Annotated in this window: 13 protein-coding genes and 2 tRNA genes; 1 reads left to right on the forward strand and 14 read right to left on the reverse strand. The window is 46.4% G+C overall.

Annotated features, from left to right (window positions below):
• Positions 1 to 160: 160 nt before the first annotated feature.
• From abc-f to leuB, 12 genes are all read right to left on the reverse strand, one after another.
• Positions 161 to 2,053 carry a ribosomal protection-like ABC-F family protein gene (gene abc-f / locus BMW94_RS22120; protein WP_091001064.1) on the reverse strand — a complete coding sequence of 631 codons (1,893 nt, stop codon included), beginning with the start codon at positions 2,051 to 2,053 and terminating at the stop codon, positions 161 to 163.
• Positions 2,054 to 2,532: 479 nt separating this feature from the next.
• Positions 2,533 to 2,603 (reverse strand) — tRNA-Gly (locus tag BMW94_RS22125).
• Between the two features lie 11 nt (positions 2,604 to 2,614).
• Positions 2,615 to 2,688 (reverse strand) — tRNA-Pro (locus BMW94_RS22130).
• A 142-nt stretch (positions 2,689 to 2,830) separates the two neighbouring features.
• Complete coding sequence (locus tag BMW94_RS22135; protein WP_091001065.1) at positions 2,831 to 4,957, reverse strand: bifunctional diguanylate cyclase/phosphodiesterase; 2,127 nt, start codon at positions 4,955 to 4,957, stop codon at positions 2,831 to 2,833.
• Between the two features lie 402 nt (positions 4,958 to 5,359).
• Entirely contained in the window at positions 5,360 to 6,316 is a 957-nt protein-coding gene (locus tag BMW94_RS22140) for an aldolase catalytic domain-containing protein (RefSeq protein ID WP_091001066.1), read from the reverse strand.
• Positions 6,317 to 6,399: 83 nt separating this feature from the next.
• On the reverse strand, positions 6,400 to 7,716 hold the full coding sequence (locus BMW94_RS22145) for a hypothetical protein (protein ID WP_091001067.1): 1,317 nt from the start codon (positions 7,714 to 7,716) through the stop codon (positions 6,400 to 6,402).
• Positions 7,713 to 8,828, reverse strand: coding sequence for a DUF58 domain-containing protein (locus BMW94_RS22150; protein WP_091001068.1), 1,116 nt, complete (start codon positions 8,826 to 8,828; stop codon positions 7,713 to 7,715). The genes BMW94_RS22145 and BMW94_RS22150 overlap by 4 nt, the downstream gene beginning before the upstream one ends.
• 3 nt (positions 8,829 to 8,831) lie before the next feature.
• Positions 8,832 to 9,800: an AAA family ATPase gene (locus BMW94_RS22155; protein ID WP_091001069.1), complete on the reverse strand. Its 969-nt coding sequence runs from the start codon at positions 9,798 to 9,800 to the stop codon at positions 8,832 to 8,834.
• 127 nt (positions 9,801 to 9,927) lie between these two features.
• Complete coding sequence (locus tag BMW94_RS22160) at positions 9,928 to 11,031, reverse strand: ATP-binding protein (protein WP_091001070.1); 1,104 nt, start codon at positions 11,029 to 11,031, stop codon at positions 9,928 to 9,930.
• Between the two features lie 443 nt (positions 11,032 to 11,474).
• Positions 11,475 to 11,891: a hypothetical protein gene (locus BMW94_RS22165; protein WP_024628323.1), complete on the reverse strand. Its 417-nt coding sequence runs from the start codon at positions 11,889 to 11,891 to the stop codon at positions 11,475 to 11,477.
• Between the two features lie 357 nt (positions 11,892 to 12,248).
• A complete protein-coding gene (locus BMW94_RS22170; protein WP_091001071.1) occupies positions 12,249 to 12,788 on the reverse strand; it encodes a peroxiredoxin in 540 nt (179 codons plus the stop codon).
• Positions 12,789 to 13,061: 273 nt separating this feature from the next.
• Positions 13,062 to 14,147, reverse strand: a complete 1,086-nt coding sequence (gene leuB, locus BMW94_RS22175) for a 3-isopropylmalate dehydrogenase (RefSeq protein WP_024628321.1) — start codon at positions 14,145 to 14,147, stop codon at positions 13,062 to 13,064.
• 231 nt (positions 14,148 to 14,378) lie between these two features.
• Between leuB and BMW94_RS22180 the strand changes: the two genes are divergently transcribed.
• Positions 14,379 to 15,359, forward strand: coding sequence for an aldo/keto reductase (locus BMW94_RS22180; RefSeq protein WP_091001072.1), 981 nt, complete (start codon positions 14,379 to 14,381; stop codon positions 15,357 to 15,359).
• Positions 15,360 to 15,593: 234 nt separating this feature from the next.
• On the opposite strand, the gene BMW94_RS22185 is transcribed toward BMW94_RS22180, so the two are convergent.
• Both BMW94_RS22185 and ilvC read right to left on the reverse strand, forming a co-directional pair.
• Entirely contained in the window at positions 15,594 to 17,135 is a 1,542-nt protein-coding gene (locus tag BMW94_RS22185; protein WP_091001073.1) for a 2-isopropylmalate synthase, read from the reverse strand.
• 123 nt (positions 17,136 to 17,258) lie between these two features.
• On the reverse strand, positions 17,259 to 18,251 hold the full coding sequence (gene ilvC, locus BMW94_RS22190; RefSeq protein WP_024628318.1) for a ketol-acid reductoisomerase: 993 nt from the start codon (positions 18,249 to 18,251) through the stop codon (positions 17,259 to 17,261).
• Positions 18,252 to 18,256 lie beyond the last annotated feature (5 nt).

The raw sequence follows: 18,256 nt of genomic DNA on the forward strand, positions 1-18,256 counted from the left end.
CTTACTTGTCTCCATCATCACGTTTGCATGTCAGATAAACCTTCAAATTTACTGATGATCGTCCATTATTATATGCAAAATCGCTCGAAATAGCAAGCCGTAAAGCCGCATGATCAAATGTTAAGCCAAAAAGTAAAACAGCATAAGCTTCGTCAATCGATTACTTCTGTTTTCGCAGCTCGTGCAGCTGTTTCAAACGACGCTGAATTTCCCGAACCTCGGCAATTTCAGCCGCCCGTTCAATTACATCATCAGGCTTAGTCAACACATCATTGCTCGCGCTGTTCATGGGAGATAACAACTCAGATAAACGCATTTCAAGCCGCAGCCGTTCATCATCTGACTCCCTGACCTCAAGGGCGGACTCTCGCAGTTTGATGGATTGCTCCCAGTCCTCCACTCCGCCTTCATACAGTGTAGCCTTCCCACCGGGTTCTAAATCAAGCAAACGGCTGGCGAGTACTTTGGTCAACATACGGTCATGGGATACGAGTACCAGTGCTCCGGATGCCTGCTTCAATATATTCTCCATCACTTCCTGGGTGTCAATATCCAAATAGTTCGTCGGTTCATCCAACACCAGCACGTTAGCTCCCCCGAAGTACAACCGCAGGAATGCAACTCTGCACTTCTCTCCCATACTCAAATCCCCAATACGCTTGAACACATCATCTCTTGAGAATAAAAAGCATCCGAGAATGGTGCGTGCAGCACTTTGTGTCATGGATGGAAGACTGAGCAAACTGTCCAGAAGCGTCTCTCTTTCCGGTAACCCCTCAAGCTCTTGCGAAAAATAACCGATCTTCAGCTGTGGATGACGTGTCACTTTGCCCTGGGATGGTTCCAGCTCTCCAATCATCAGTTTGAGCAGTGTCGTCTTGCCTGTGCCATTCAGACCACGTACGGCAAGACGATCTCCACGTTCGACTGCAATCCGGAGATTGTGAAGCAATGTCGGGCTTTCCGGATAACAAAAGCTAACGTCTTCCAGTGCAAGAAGCTGGCGGGCAGCCAGTGTATTCACCTGCAGCTCCATGTTCAATTTTGCAGCTTCGCGGGGTTTATCCACGCGTTCCTTCTCCAAGCGCTCCAGTTGCTTTTGCTTGGCATGGTAGCGGGAAATGTTCTTGTTGGCTTTCGCTTTGTAAAAGCTCTGAGTTATTTTCACTTCCACATCGCTTGCTGAATTATGAGCCTGATGAAACCACTGCTGATAATTGCGGATCGTCTCTTCTAGCGCTTTACGTTCCAGCTCCTGCTTGCGATAGGTTGCTTCCTGCTCACGCAATTCCCGTTCCTTATGGCCTTTGTAATCCGTGTAGCCGCCCTTATATTTGGTTAGTGCATCCGGGCTAAACTCGATGACACCCGTTGCGACCTCATCAATAAAGGTCCGATCATGAGAGACAAACAACAATGTTCCAGCATAGGCCGAAAGCCATTCTTCAAGCCAGCGCATACTCTCTTCATCCAGATGATTCGTCGGTTCATCCAAAATCAGAAATTTGGGTTTACTGACCAATAGTCCTGCGAGACGGGCCTTCGTTTTTTGCCCACCACTCAAAGAATGATATGGCCGACTCCAATGTTCCGACGATAACCCCAGACGCCTCAGTACCTTCTCTACCTCAGTCTCCCACATATACCCGTTCAATTGCTCATATTGCTCCATCGCTATCGTATAAGCTTCGAGCAGCCGCTGCTCATCTGCCGCTCCACTGTTGCTCATCCGTTGTTCCAGTAATTCCAGGTCACGTTTTACTTCGTAAATCCGTCCACTTTCCTGCCGGACAGCCTCAAGCACATTCATCTCAGGCTTGATCAAGGAGCCCTGGCGCATGAAACCCCACTCCTGCTGGGGAATGTGTCGTTCGATGCGTCCACCGCCCTCTTCTTCTCCAAGAATGATGCGTAATAAGGTGGTCTTGCCACAACCGTTGCGACCTAGAATGGCGAGCCGCTCCCCTTCATTTATTTCGAGATTCAATCCTGCAAACAACTCATTTCCGTTCCACTCTTTCGATACTTCATGTAGGCGTACCATTGTCATCATGAGGCCTCATCCTTCCTGCAATTCAAAATAAAAAAACCGCTGGCATCAGCCGGCGGTAGGCAATTCAGGATTGGATAAAGCGTCAAAAAACAAGCATAAGATACCCCACGGTATGAACAAAGAACCCTTAAAAGGGTACACACAAGCAAAGCCAGAACAGCCTGCCTGTTTCCATACCTGATCCCATAGCTGAATTTGGACACACGAATCCCCTCATTGCTCAGCCGCTTTTTGGCTGACTGCGTCAATACACTCTCTGCAGTTACTGGGGTTCAATTCATGTGTTTTACTTCATGGGACGTATGGTTACCTCTCATTCATATGTAGTATCAATTTCTCCGTTATTGTACCAGATGATGGGGAAAAAGCAAAGGTTTTGAATTTCAATCTCTCCATTCAATATAACTTTTGGTGAGTTTATTTCAGAAAAAAAAGAAAAACCCTTGTGTCCACAAGGGTTTCGGATGTTGCATTAATTAAGCGGGTGATGGGAATCGAACCCACGCTATTAGCTTGGAAGGCTAAAGTTCTACCATTGAACTACACCCGCGCGAATGACGATCGGGACGACACGATTTGAACATGCGACCCCCTGGTCCCAAACCAGGTGCTCTACCAAGCTGAGCTACGTCCCGTCAAGTTCCGAGGAACATTAACATGAATTTTACAAAATTAATATAACATGATCATCCAATGCTTGCAACTTCTTTTTACCATTTCGCCCCAAACCTTTCGAAATAAAACAAGACAGAAGCGTGTCCACGCCCCTGTCTATCCTTACCCCGTGGGTTTATCCACATCTCTCAAAAACTTTTTTTCAAAATCGGCTGCCTCAATCGGTTTGCTGAAAAAGTACCCTTGAGCCTCATGACAATGCTGATCACGAAGAAACGCAAGCTGGTCCTCATTTTCAACACCCTCAGCCGTCACTTTCAACTGCAGATGATGAGCCATCGACGTAATAGTCGACACAATTGCCGCGTTATTGCTGTCCTCCATCACTTCATTGACAAAGGAACGGTCAATCTTGAGGCGGTCAATCGGCAGATCTTTCAAATAATGCAGTGAACTGTACCCGGTGCCAAAATCATCAATACTGATGTGCACACCAATTTCCTTGATTTTGCGCAACTGCTCAAACGCACGATCCTTGTCAAACGTCATGCTCTCCGTAATCTCGAGCTCAAGCCACACCGGTTCCAAGCCTGTCTCTTTGAGAATGCCGCTGATGTTGTCCAGCAGATGGGAATGCCTGAATTGTCTCATGGACAGGTTAACCGACACACACAGCTTACGGTAACCCGCTTCTTGCCAGCGCTTGTTCTGTGTACAGGCCTCACGCAATACCCATTCTCCAAGCGGCACGATCAGCCCACTCTCCTCAGCAAGAGGAATAAATTCCGCAGGGGATACTGCCCCTCTCAGCGGATGCTGCCAACGCACCAAAGCCTCCATACCCACAATCAACCCACTCGCCAGATTAACCTGCGGCTGATATACAAGATAGAATTGCCCACGATCCAGCGCTTTGCGCAAATCATTCTCAAGCTGCAAACGTTCCTGGGCTTTCATCTGCATCGCATGGGCATATCGGTTTAGCTCTATTCCCTGCTCTTTGGCATTATGCAGCGCCGTATCCGCATTCTGGATGATCTCTTCCGGTGAGTGTCCGTCATGCGGGTATATCGCCATACCAATACCCAGTGTGAGATGATATTCGTTCCCATCTACCGTTACAGGTTTTTCGAACAGTTGCAAGATCGATCTTGTCCGCCGCAACGCCGTATCTGTTGTGCAGAAGTCTGTCATGGTCAGTACGAACTCATCTCTTCCCAGTCCGAACACTTCCTCTCCCGGGAGCGAAGAATGCTTCAAACGCTGTCCAACCTGACGAAGTACACGGTTAGCCGCTTGTTGGCCCAGTGAATCATTAATTGTTTTGAACCGGTTAATATTCAATACCAAGACTCCGACAAGCTGCTCCTCAACCATAGCTGCATTCATCATCACTTTCAGTCGCTGAGAAAGACGACGGCGATTCGGCAGCCCTGTCACATCATCATGATGAGCAATAAAATTCATTTTCGCTTCAGCCACCTGCTGTTTGAGGAAAGGCGTATCCACCACAGACGAATACAGTCCCTTCTGGATGAAGAAATAGCCTAAACAATCGATTAACAGACCTAGCAACAGATTGAGATCATTAATCTTCGTAGCAGAGACAAAGTAACATTCTCCAAAGAAAAAACAGAGGATGGCACAAAGGATGGTAGGCAGATCAGCCTCTTTGCCTTTTTTCCATTGAACAAATAACACAACAGCAGTCACGCCATACAGGATTCCGACCAGAAAATGAATTCGGGTAAACATGCCACCAAGCTCATTGCCCTCCAGTAAGTTCGGCAGCACAGCCCATTCCTGAATTGCCACTGTATACAAAACAATAAAAGTACCTAGAGTTCCACTGAAGATTAAAAATTTGCGTGGTAACGCAATTTCCCTCTCGCTGACTGTATATATGAACAGCAAACCTGCCGCACAAACAAGAGATCCCAGCGACATCATCTTCAACGAGAATTCTGACTCCACCATCGCGCCATTCGGTATTTCTTCGGCAAAAGAAACGATGTGAACCAGTTCAAATAAACCAATTAATAAAAACAGCGTAGTCATAAGGACCCTTCGGAGGGTCAGTCGTTGAGTCTGAAACAACCAGCTTTGATTATAAATGCCGATACAGGCCGCTGCCGCAGCGAATCCACCCAAGAGTGTCAAAACCGGATAACCGGATATGATCAGATCAGAGCTTGCAGAGGAACGATACCATTGACTTGCGAGGAAACACAATAAGCCGCCTATCGCGACCCAACCTATTTTTCTCTGATCTTGCTGATTAGCCTTCATGCCGTGTTTTTTCCTTCCCGGGATCACCTATCCTGAAATAACCTTAACGATATAAATCTACATTGTTACAATATTCGACATTTTTATATCTACCAACGTTCAATTCACATGCGAATACATGCTATCTGGTACATAATAACATTTATTTCCGCAGACGTGAACAAAAAAATAAGCACTCCTAGGAATATTTATTCATAGATATGTAGAAAAACAAGGCAATAAGAACTAAAAAAACATGAACTCTCCATTGGAGTCCATGTTTTTTTAATTTGCAACTGTATTTTAGACTAATTTTCGCCTATGTGCACCATTCGACTTAAAACGCTAATGCGCTAAAGTTATAGACGTAGTAGATTCATTTCTTGTTGACTTAAAGTCAATTTCAAGAATTATGCAACAAACTTATTTATCAAAATTCACTTCTGGTGTCGTCAATTTATCAAAGAAATCAACAACCTTATCTTTATCTTCCGACGAACGCAGTGCCATCGCCGAGCGAGGATGCTCGTCCAATGTACCTGTAATCATATAAGGCAAAATGTAACCCCACTCTTCTTTTTCACGGAGAGGGACCATCAATTGCTCCAATACACCAAGTACGGGACGCAGATTGTATTTCGTGCCTTTCAAATGAGCAACAAGCAGTTCAGTCGGACAGTTCCCTGCAGCACGTCCCATACCGTATACGGAAGCATCCAGCAGTTCAACGCCAAGCTCAGCTGCTACCAACGAGTTCGAGAACGCCAGTTGCATGTTATTGTGCGTGTGAACGCCAAGACGTTTGTTCGGCAGATGCGTCTTGAACTTCTCCACCAGATATTTCACATCGTTATGATCCAGGCTTCCATAGGAGTCTACTATGTATACAACATCCACAGCACTTTCCTTGATCAGTTCAAATGCTTCCAGCAGTTCATTTTCCATAACATTAGACAATGCCATAATGTTCAGCGTTGTTTCATATCCACGATCGTGGAACGTTTGAACCAGAGCAAGTGCCTTGTCTACATCTTTGCTGTAGCAGGCTACACGGATCAGATCCAGCATGCTTTCGCTGCGCGGCAGAATGTCATTCTCGTCCACACGTCCAACGTCAACGAGTGCAGACAATTTGGTATTTCCTTTTTGCGGAATTACCTTGCGCAGGAAATCATCATTCAGAAAACGCCATGGTCCAGCTTCCTCTGCACCTTTCAAGAGCTTCGGTGAGTTTTTGTATCCAATTTCCATATAATCAACGCCGGCTTCATTCAATCCAGCATAGAGCTGTTGAACAAAGTCCACGCTAAAGTCCCAATTATTTACCAATCCGCCATCGCGAATTGTACAATCTACTATTTTGCAATGATTTGTCTTCATTAATGTCTGCTCCTTTTCTGACCAACTTGTGTATTCCTCTCATGATACTTGAACGTAACAAGAAAAGTAAAGGGATTCCCGACTTATTTACTTCGATAAGATTTCCATATCCGATCAATCTCACTCATCTCGGAATCGTCTGGAGCTTTCTTCCCATAGCGCACAGCGTTATAGGTATCTGGTAGCATCGCAGAGAGCTTCTGATCATCTTCTCTGGCTCCGTGCTGAACAATCGTCTCCGCAGCCTGCAATGGCGTATGTGCTCCCTGTATATCCACGCCCCGGTGTGCAGCTCTGTCAATCCACTTTCGATAATAATATCGAACACGTTCAGCTTCCTGTGAGGGCAGCGACTCCTTCTTGCGGAACCAGGATTTACGCGTTTTTGCAGGCGCCTCTAACGTTTCGCTAATGTCCACATACTCCGTCCGGGGTTCTACCTTCTTCTGACCGGGCTGCAGTAGGCCTTTGAAACGCTCCATAAGTTTGTTTATCGCCTTCTGTCCCAAACGTAGGATAAGCCACAAGATCACAACTGCGACAGCCCCCATGACTACCCAGCCCAGGATATCCCAGAAAACAGAGGGCTCCCCTGCCGGTTCCATCCCTTCTGGCATCATTGGCGGTTCATTTGGAGCTGTAGGCGTAATAGATGGCTCCTGATTAGGGCTCGAGCCTATTAAACCTCTGATCCATGCAAGCAGACGGTCACGCAGTGGACCTAGCCAGGCAACAAGACTGGGAAAAGCGCCGATTCCTGCAATCACAATCAGCATCCATACCAGACGCTGGTGATTGGCCCGGGCAAACTCACGTAACACGATCCGTTTTGAGCCATCATTTAATATCGCCCGATCCAGCTGCACACTGTATTGGCCTACCAACCAGCCAACAAAACTGATTACTCCCGCTGCATATATGGTTCCGGTGTAAGCCCGAAGAGGTTGCATAAATTCCATTCCATTGGCCGCCCCACTAAGCACAATTGCACTGACTACACCCCAAATCTGCAAGCGCCAAATCAAAATCGAGCGGAAGACAGGTTGAAAATTTATCCCAATATAGGCTGAAATAACACCCCATACCACTGCCGTCAGCAAATCAGGTAAAGGAAACGCCCACACTAGTGCTATAAGCAATGAGACCAACAGCCCCATAAGCAACGCTGCTCCCCATCGAATAAATGTGTTTTTTTCGCTCAGGGTTGGTAATCTATGCTGTACCCACTGACCTAACCAGCCAGTAATAACAAAGATAGCCATTAATGTGTAAGGGAAACGTCCCGTTGCATAGAGGGAAGTCAGCGTTAAAAGCGGATAGAAATATACCCCAATCAACAGAACGGCCGATATGGATAAAAACACTCTTTCCTTTTTACGGTTGCTTATGGACTCATTCATGCACTCACCGCCTTGGAATCGCTTTTCCCGCCCTCTACCGGAAGTATAGTCACACGGTGGCCTTGCTCATGCAAACGCGCAATTTCATGTTCCATGGCTGGAGATACATAGGACGTAATTAAGAGATAACTGCGAACCTGCTGAGCCTCATCATTCCGTTCAACTTCATCACTCAGGAACTGCTCCATGGGAACCATGCATTTAAGCTCCGTCTCTGCCATAGCTTCCAGCAGCATTTCCAGATGAGGACTGCCGTAATCCGGCTCAATCCGCAATGGATCGCGCCCTCCACTCACACGATAGCCATTATGAGCAAACCCTGCGGGTAACCCTCTTCCAATCGCATCTACCGCTGCTGTTGCTGCATAACGGAGTGCCCGTTCGATCATCTCCGGGCGGGTAACGACACTCCACATGTCTGCTGACTCCTGAATGTTAACCACAATCCACGATTGAGGGTCCGCAGTCCATCCCTGCTTATAGACCTGCAATTCTCCTGTGCGTGCACTCGCTTTCCAATGAATACGGTTCATCGGATCACCCGCACCATACGGTCGTACCCCAAGAATCAGAAAGGGATCTTCAACAATCCATCGGGATACCTCAACCTCACCGTGCCATACCTGATAGATCGCAGGCAGATCCTCCGCATGAACAAGTGAAGGATATACGACCATCGACAGATGAACGGGAATTGGCTTCGAGGTACGCCAAAGGCCGAACAGATCCCCTCCGGTCATAGTTACGCTGTTTAACGTGTAGATCCCACGTCTACTGCATACAAAAGGATGCTTGCGCGTAATACGGGTAAACGGTTTCAAAGTAAAGATACTTTTATGATTCTGATAAATGTCTCCCTGACTGATATCCATGCCTGAGCCGGAACGGAATACAAATGAAACTGGCATCATAGCTTCAAGTCTGAGCCATGGAACCGATACTCGTTTTTCATTCGCGATCGTCTCAACCATCTCCAGCTCATCCCCGGCGTAACAACGCATTTTGCTGAATTGTCTGGTGTACTTCAGCTTGCGTAAAGCCGGACGGCCGAACCATATGCCATGTACTCCGATAACAATGCCTCCAACAACGACAAGCCATAGTAATGCCATATGTTATCGCCCGCTGCCTGTGGCAAGATTCTCCGTCGGCACTTCAGTCTGACTCAGAAGTTCCTGAATAATACGTTCCGCTAATCCCTCTTGTTGTCTCACTCGGTTGCGGAATACAAGCCGATGGGCTAACACGGGCTCCGCCAATAATTTAATATCATCAGGGAGAACGAAGTCTCTGCCATGTAAAGCAGCCCAGGCCTGACTTGCCTTGAGCAACGCCTGTGCTCCTCGTGGACTTACGCCCAGTGAAAGCTCGGGATGCTGCCTAGTCGCTTCTGTCAGACGGATAATATATCGCAAAAGATCTTCGTCGATTTGGACCGATGTATACGTGCTCTGTGCCTCAAGCAGTTGCTCGCGACTAATGATAGCCGACAGATCGGCAACAGATCGGCTCGCTACCGTACGTCTCAGAATTTCTACACTTTCTTCACTACTTGGATAGCCCATTCGGATCTTCATCATGAAACGATCCATCTGTGCCTCGGGTAACGGAAAAGTCCCCTGGTTATCTACCGGGTTTTGTGTGGCAATGACGATAAACGGTCGTTCCAGCTGTCTGGTCGAACCATCAATACTAATTTGCCGTTCTTCCATGCACTCCAGCAAACTGGACTGGGTACGCGGTGTAGCCCGGTTAATCTCATCTGCCAGCACCAGGTTGGCAAACAGGGGGCCAGGTCTGAATTCAAAGTCACCTTCTTTTTGATTGAAAAAGTGAATTCCCGTCAAGTCGGATGGCAACAGATCCGGTGTGAACTGAATACGCTGGAAGGTGCAATCCAGTGAAGAGGCTACTGATTTGGCCAACATGGTTTTCCCCGTACCAGGTACGTCCTCCAGCAGGACATGTCCAGAAGCAATGATAGCTGTCATCACAAGCTCTATCGTATGGTCTTTGCCCACAATGATCTTCCCTACATGGTCCATTAGCTGTTTGTTCATTTGTTCCATTCCCTGGATATTCATAATTGGTTCTTCCTCCCGTAAATTGAACTATGTATTCGCATTCATTCCTAACTATAACCCTAATCGTCCCAACAAAAAACAACAGGAATCGGCGGGTTAGCCAATTCCTGTTCGCATAACTCTGTTTTCACACCAAAGGAAGCATAATGATGAACCGGGTGCCTTCCCCTTTTTTGCTATCCACAGAGATGTTGCCTCCGTGATTTTTGATAATGCGGTAACTCACGGAAAGTCCCAGCCCTGTTCCGCTCTCCTTGGTGGTGAAAAACGGGTCAAACAGGCGTACTAGGGTGTTGTGGTCCATCCCCTGTCCATTATCAGCAATGGAGATCTGTACATACTTACCCTCGGTTCCCGTAGAGATCTGAATCAAGCCAGTATGCTCTTCGCCCACATCCTCGATGGCATCCATTGCGTTTTTAACCATATTCAAAATGACCTGCTTAATCTGTTTGACATCAATGGACACATTTAACGGGACTTCTGCTTCATCCAGGGTGATCTCGCACCCCTTCATTAATCCTTCGCTTTCTGTCAGCAAGACCACCTCTTTGAGCAAAGAGTTAACAGACATAATGGTCTTCTGAGGAGCTGACGGTTTCGAGGAATTCAGAAATTCGTAGATAATGTCGTTCGCCCTGTCAATCTCCGTTAGAATGATTCGAGCGTACTCGTCTTTCCCCAATTGCAGCAAATGAGGACGAAGCAACTGGATAAATCCGCGGATAGCCGTCAAAGGATTGCGAATCTCATGGGCAATCGATGCCGAAATCCGCCCCAGCATTGCAAGTTTGTCATTCTGATAAGCGGTCTGCTCAATCTGTTTATAATCGGAAACATCCTTCACACTGAAGAGGAAGTCCCCATCCATCTGATCCCCGTACGTTACTGTAACCAGCCAATGCCTGCCATACTCGTCAATCAATTCATGATAGCGCTTACGGTGAAAGATAGTTTCCCGATAGATCCGTAAAATTTTCTTTTTCTTGAATCGGCTCATCTGTGGATGATGCAGCATTTGCATCAGGGTGCAGCCGCTCAATAGACTCCTAGGAAGCTCCAACAATTTTGCCATTTGAACGTTAATAAACGTCAATACACCGTTACTGTCAAACAACATTATACCGCTATCCAGATGCTCCAGGACATTCTCATATTTGTTGTTATCCAGATGTACAGGCGGGAATCCATTCGTTGGCCGAGGCACTGTATCCTGAAATTCACTAATCATGTCAGGTTCCTCCTTTTCACGTAAATGATAAACTTGCCATTCGGACATCATATCATCACAGAAACAGGAAGGGCCGATTTTATTTTTCATTACCGGTGCCCTTTCATTAGGGGGCTGAGCCGAAAATATGGATGGCATGTCCGGAACCCAAGCTGGTCTATTCCGGGTAACCAAGAGTCGATCCGGAAAACATGATACGTCTGTTCCATTCTAACCTTCTCCTATTCCCAAACACGAACATTTTTTGCTCCGCCTCGTTTGCAAGTCTGTTTTTATCATAGACAAGTTTATAGAAGAGAGTCAATCGGAGAAAGTGTCGAATGGAAATTATTTTAAGAAAAACCGTGAATTAGTTTCTATATACAACAAAAACGAAGCTTATTCGCTTGATTAGCGAATAAGCTTCGTTTGTATAATTTAAATTTTAAATAATTAAATTCAATCTATAGTCCACTCTTGTTATGCTGAATTTTGAGTCTGCGCTGACTCATGACGGCTAAGCGACGCTTGAGTTCACTTTCCCACTTCTCATCCTTCATTTCCTTGGCAAGACGAAGTAGATCCAGAGACATGTCGATCTGACGCTGCACAATGACCATAGCATCCTCGCTTTCACGATTCACGCAATTTTCAAAAATCGCATCTTCATCTTCCGTCACGTAATCTTGAAAATCAATCTCCGACGCACCATCTCCATGCGCATATTCAGCCAAAATTTCATATTCATTTTCCACTTTATAATGCACTTCTACCCGGTGACACACCGGACAAAACAGCAGGGGAACATTATGAACCTGGGTGCGGTAATGCTTCAGCGTGCCCTTTGTTCCCACCATACTTGCCCCACAACAGTAACTCATTTTTGTTCACCCTCCTTATAACGTGCCGAGACTTTTTAGTAGATAGCAGTCCCGTACACTTCAAGCACTTCCGAAAAAGGAATAGTTCCATCAGTGTATCACATTCATGTACAAATTATAAATGCAGAGCACCGGAATATTTACCGGGTTTCCATACCCTATTCGCCTTAAGGCCCTTCGATTCCTCTTTCCAGAGATAAAATGAAGGCTTTCTTCTATTACATCATTACCACGTTTACGTCCCTGTTTAAACACTTTTCTTCCTTTAGGCACTATATTCTCGCAAAAGGGTGCAAAAAGCCCTCAATCCCATGAGGGATGAGGGCTTGAACAATAAACGTTCAAGTTCAATCAGGCTTACAGATTGCTGTCGCCTGGTTTCCAGTTCATTGCACACAATCCACCGGATTGCAGAGCTTGCAGTACACGAAGTGTTTCTTCAACACTACGGCCTACATCATTGTGGTTAACCACTTGGTATTTCAATTCGCCTTCTGGATCGATGATGAACAAGCCGCGCAGTGCAACGCCTTCTTCTTCGATCAGAATGCCATAATCTTTAGCAACTTGTTTCGTGATGTCGGAAGCAAGTGGGAAGTTCAATTGACCAAGACCATTGCTGTCTTTAGGTGTGTTGATCCAAGCTTTGTGGCTGTGTACGGAGTCAACGCTCACGCCAAGAACTTCAGTATCCAAAGCTTTGAATTGCTCAGCAGCATCACTCAAAGCTGTAATTTCAGTTGGGCACACAAAAGTGAAATCCAAAGGATAAAAGAAAAATACGAGCCATTTGCCACGATAATCGGACAGTTTTACGGAACCAAAGTCTTGTCCATCTCCCGATACTGTTTCCATTGCAAAATCCGGTGCGGGTCTACCAACCAAACGTTCTGCCATAACTAACAATTCCTCCTTTGGGATTATGTAAGCACTCGAGTTGAATGCTCATCATCAAGAAAAACGAGAACGCTTTTCCTGTAATTAAAATGGGTTTGTTACTTGATAACAAGTACAAGTAAAATGTTATCATCCGGACTTCTCAAAGTCAAGATTATAATCGTTGTTTTTTTATAATAATTATAAATAAGGATTTTTCGTGGCAAAAATCATAAAGGAACAGCCCTCTGCAATTCCGGATCGGAGCAAAGAGCTGTTCTGTTTTTACTATTATTAAGCTTGTTTCTGGATTGCTGCGACGATCAGATCGCCCATTTCCGTCGTGCTGATCGCTTTGCTCTTGTCTACAGCGATATCGCTTGTACGATGTCCCGCATTCAGCACATCAGACACAGCTGCTTCAATTGCATCAGCACCTTCCGCATAACCAAAGGTTGTACGGAACATCAATGCCAGCGAAAGGATCGTTGCGATCGGGTTCGCCAGTCCTTGACCTGCGATATCCGGTGCGGAACCGTGTACTGGCTCATACAGACCAAAGCTTCCTTCACCCAGTGATGCAGATGCCAGCATGCCGATCGAACCTGTCAGCATCGCTGCTTCATCACTAAGGATATCTCCGAACATATTTTCAGTCACGATCACGTCAAAGCTGGATGGACGACGCAGCAACTGCATTGCACAGTTGTCTACAAGTACATGTTCCACTTCTACATCCGGATATTCCGGTGCTACACGATTAACAACTTCTCTCCAAAGACGGGAAGTTTCCAGCACGTTGGCTTTATCTACTGAAGCCAGTCTTTTGCTACGACCTTGGGCAATTACAAACGCCTGACGAACGATGCGCTCCACTTCGGTTACATTATATACGCATGTATCCACTGCTTCTTCGCCTTGTGCACCTTCACGTCTGAATTTTTCACCAAAGTAGATTCCACCAGTCAGCTCACGCACGACCATCAAATCCGTACCTTCCAGCACTTCCGGTTTCAAGGTGGAAGCATCCTTCAAGCAATCAAATACTACTGCCGGACGCAGGTTTGAGAACAGTCCGAGTGCTTTGCGAATGCCCAGCAAGCCTGTTTCCGGACGCAATTCCTTGCTGTTGTTGTCCCATTTCGGACCACCAACGGCTCCGAGCAGCACAGCATCTGCACTCTTACATACTGTCAGTGTTTCTTCAGGAAGCGGTGTACCTTTCTCATCAATAGCAATTCCACCAAACAGCGCATGCTCTGTTTCAAAACGGTATCCGAACACTTCCTCTGTACGTTTGAGAACTTTCTCTGCCTCTGCTACGACTTCAGGACCAATTCCGTCACCTGCGATAACTGCAATTTTTTTCACGTCTGCCATGGGTTGTCCACTCCTTATATCCATTCATTCGGTTTTTCACTTCAATAATTAACGTGTCATTTTTAACTCTCTCCTTTGTATCATATTCAGAGGTCATTTGACCAAGATATACAATCTATGACTTTAATAGTTTTTACCTATAAGCGGTTTAGGATTGGTTGTTCTGTACCTCTGACTGAGTTAAAATAAAGCCTGAAGACAAATTCAGGTAACTCAGGAGGGATTGCAATCATGCAATACACGTACTTGGGAAAATCAGGTCTTAAAGTCAGCCGGATCTGTCTCGGCACGATGAACTTTGGTCCTGCTACAGACGAAAAAGAGGCATTTCGTATCATGGATGCGGCACTCGATGCTGGTGTGAACTTTTTTGATACCGCTAACATTTACGGCTGGGGCGAGAATTCAGGTCTCACCGAAGAGATCATTGGGCGCTGGTTTAAACAAGGCGGCGGCAGACGAGAAAAAGTTGTACTTGCGACCAAAGTTTATGGCTCCATGCACGACGATACAGACGGTCCAAACAACGATGCAGGTCTCTCCGCCTACAAAATCAGACGCCATCTGGAAGGTTCCCTCCGCCGCCTGCAAACTGATCATGTTGAACTGTACCAGATGCACCACGTTGATCCCGCCATCTCATGGGACGAGCTTTGGGGCGCGTTTGAGAACGCTGTTCATCAAGGCAAAATTGGTTATGTAGGTTCAAGCAACTTTGCTGGTTGGCAGATTGCCGTTGCCCAAAGCGAAGCCAAAAATCGCCATTTCCTCGGTCTTGTTTCCGAGCAGCATAAATACAGTCTTAACTGCCGTTTGCCTGAGTTGGAAGTATTGCCCGCAGCGAAAGAACTGGGCCTTGGCGTTATTCCATGGAGTCCGCTTGACGGTGGGTTACTTGGACGCAATGCGCTCCAGAAGCTGGAAGGCACACGCAGTGGTGGCATTGCTGAGCGAATTGAGTCCCATCAAACTCAGCTTGAACAATTCGCAGCAATTTGCCGCGAACTGGGCGAACCTCAGGATACCATAGCTTTGGCTTGGGTTGCCGCTAATCCAGCAGTTACTGCACCCATTATTGGGCCGCGTACGCTGGAGCAATTTGAAACTGCGCTCAAATGTTTGGATGTACCTTTGGATGAAGCGGTCCTCAAACGTTTGGATGAAATCTTCCCGGGTCCTGGAGGACAAGCTCCGAACGCATATGCTTGGTAAAAGCTTATCAGCATAACTAAATACGTCCGTCTTTTCATTTCAATGAAAATGCTCTAAATAAAAATACAATTATTCGATACGTAACAACAAAAAAGTCTGACCTTCAAATGTTGAGGGTCAGACTTTTTATGTACCTCACTGAACTACAATACTTAGGGCTGGGAACTCCATCTTAGCTTCTCCACCCAGACGAATTCCAGTCCAATGAAGGGCTTTGCTTGCTGCAAATTTGTGTTACAGGTTCACATTAACGCGATCCGTATAGGTCTTGCGTTTCTCAATCAACTTGTTCAATCCATCGACATAAGCACGTGCACTGGCACCCAGAATATCGGTACTTACGCCGCGTCCTTGTACAGAAATTTGATTTTGAGTAAGTACGACGTGTACCTCACCCAATGCATCCTTACCATGCGTAACGGATTTGATCGAGTAGTCGGATAGCGTTACCTCTTCCCCGCTCACTTGGTCAATCGCATTATAGATCGCATCTACCGATCCATTTCCTTCTGCTTGTTGTTCCACCGTATCACCATCAAGTGTAGAAATACGAACTTTAGCCGTTGGAGTGGATTCATCACCATACGTCACGAAGATGGATTCCAGTTTAAACACCTCAGGTGCATCCTGCAATTTCTCTTCGATGACCGCCAGCAAATCCTCATCCGTCACTTCTTTTTTCTTATCAGCCAGATCTTTAAATTGGGCAAAAGCACGGTTCAAGGCTTCATCTTCCAGTTCATAACCGAGCTCAATCAAGCGCTCACGGAAAGCATGACGTCCCGAGTGTTTACCCAATACGAGCTTGCTTTCCTTCAGACCAATGGTCTCTGGCGTCATAATTTCGTAGGTTGTTTTCTCCTTCAGCATGCCATCCTGGTGAATTCCAGATTCGTGTGCAAACGCATTCGCACCAACAATCGCTTTATTCCCAGGTACAACCATCCCCGTCAAACGGCTCACAAGACGGCTGGTCCGAGCAATTTCAGAAAGTTGCAGCGAAGTTTTCGCCTGGAAAAATTCCTGACGTGTCTCCAATGCCATGGCAATCTCTTCAATCGCGGTATTACCTGCACGTTCACCGATGCCGTTAATGGTGCCCTCAATTTGATCGGCTCCATTCAGAATGGCTGCAAGTGTGTTGGCAGTTGCCATTCCCAGGTCATTATGACAGTGTGCACTCAGCTGCACCTTATCAATATTGTGTACGTTTTCCTTGAGATGTTTGAAAATATTTCCGTATTCATATGGGCTCAAATAGCCCACCGTATCCGGGATATTTACAACAGCTGCGCCTTCTTCCACAGCCATATTTACCATCTCAACGAGGAAATCATACTCGGTCCGACCTGCATCCTCCAACGAGAATTCGAGCTTCGAAAAAGTTTTCTTCGCATAACGAATGGCGGAACGAGCTGTATCGAGAACCTGGGCTCTGTCCATGCGCAATTTATGCTGACGGTGAATAGGTGAAGTTGCCAAAAAGATATGGATACACGGGTCTTGAGCGCCCTCCAATGCCTCTTTCACCGCGTCGATATCCTGCTCTCTGGAGCGGGACAAGCCAATGACCGTAACATTTTTGACCGCTTTGGCTACTGCATTAACTGCCGCCAAATCGCCTGGAGAGGCCGCGGGGAAACCGGCTTCCATCCGGTCAATACCCAGCCGCTCGAGCTGGTGCGCAATTTCCACCTTTTCACGAGTATTCAGATTGACCCCCGGGGATTGTTCTCCATCACGCAGCGTTGTGTCAAATACATAGATTTTACGCACGCCTCGCACCTCCTAGACTTGTATTTTATGTTCCTCTAAACCAGTAATAGCGGCACACGCATATGCACGGCCGCTATTCCCGGTTAAAGCTGTAAGTTTACTAGATTACCTTAAAACGAATACTTACTTCTTGATCCAGTGCATCATCTCACGCAATTGTCCGCCAACCACTTCGATTGGGTGTTCAGCTTCGTTGCGACGAGTTGCTGTCAGGAATGCACGACCGGATTGGTTTTCCAGGATGAAGTCACGTGCAAATTTACCTTGTTGGATATCTGTCAGGACTTCTTTCATTGCTTTCTTCGTATCTTCAGTTACCACGCGAGGTCCAGTTACATAGTCACCGTACTCAGCTGTGTTACTGATGGAATCACGCATGCTTGCAAGTCCACCTTCATACATCAGGTCAACGATCAATTTCAATTCGTGCAGACACTCGAAATATGCCATTTCAGGAGCGTAACCCGCTTCTGTCAATGTTTCGAATCCAGCTTTTACCAGGGCGCTTACACCGCCACACAGAACAGCTTGCTCACCGAACAGGTCTGTTTCTGTTTCTTCACGGAAGGAAGTTTCGATAACCCCTGCACGCGTGCAACCGATACCTTTAGCATAAGCCAAACCGATATCTTTTGCTTTACCTGTTGCATCTTGCTCAATTGCGATCAGGCCCGGTACACCGAATCCTTCCACGTAGGTACGACGTACCATGTGGCCAGGGGACTTAGGAGCTACCAGCAATACATCGCTGTCTTTTGGAGCAACGATTTGACCGAAATGAACGTTGAAACCGTGGGAGAAGAGCAATGCAGCGCCTTTTTTCAGGTTTGGTTCGATTTCGTTTTTGTATACAGAAGCTTGTGTTTCGTCAGGCAGCAAAATTTGAACTACGTCTGCACGGCTAGTTGCTTCAGCCGGGGACAGAACTTCAAATCCGTCATTTTTTGCAGTGTCAAAAGATTTACCTTCACGAAGTCCGATGACTACGTTCAATCCACTGTCACGCAGGTTTTGAGCTTGGGCATGGCCCTGGCTACCGTAACCGATGACCGCAATCGTTTTTCCTTTCAATACGCTAAGCTCTGCATCCTGTTCATAATAAGTAGTTACTGGCATGTTTA

The sequence above is a fragment of the Paenibacillus sp. OK003 genome (assembly GCF_900109515.1).
Classification (GTDB): Bacteria; Bacillota; Bacilli; order Paenibacillales; family Paenibacillaceae; genus Paenibacillus; species Paenibacillus marchantiae.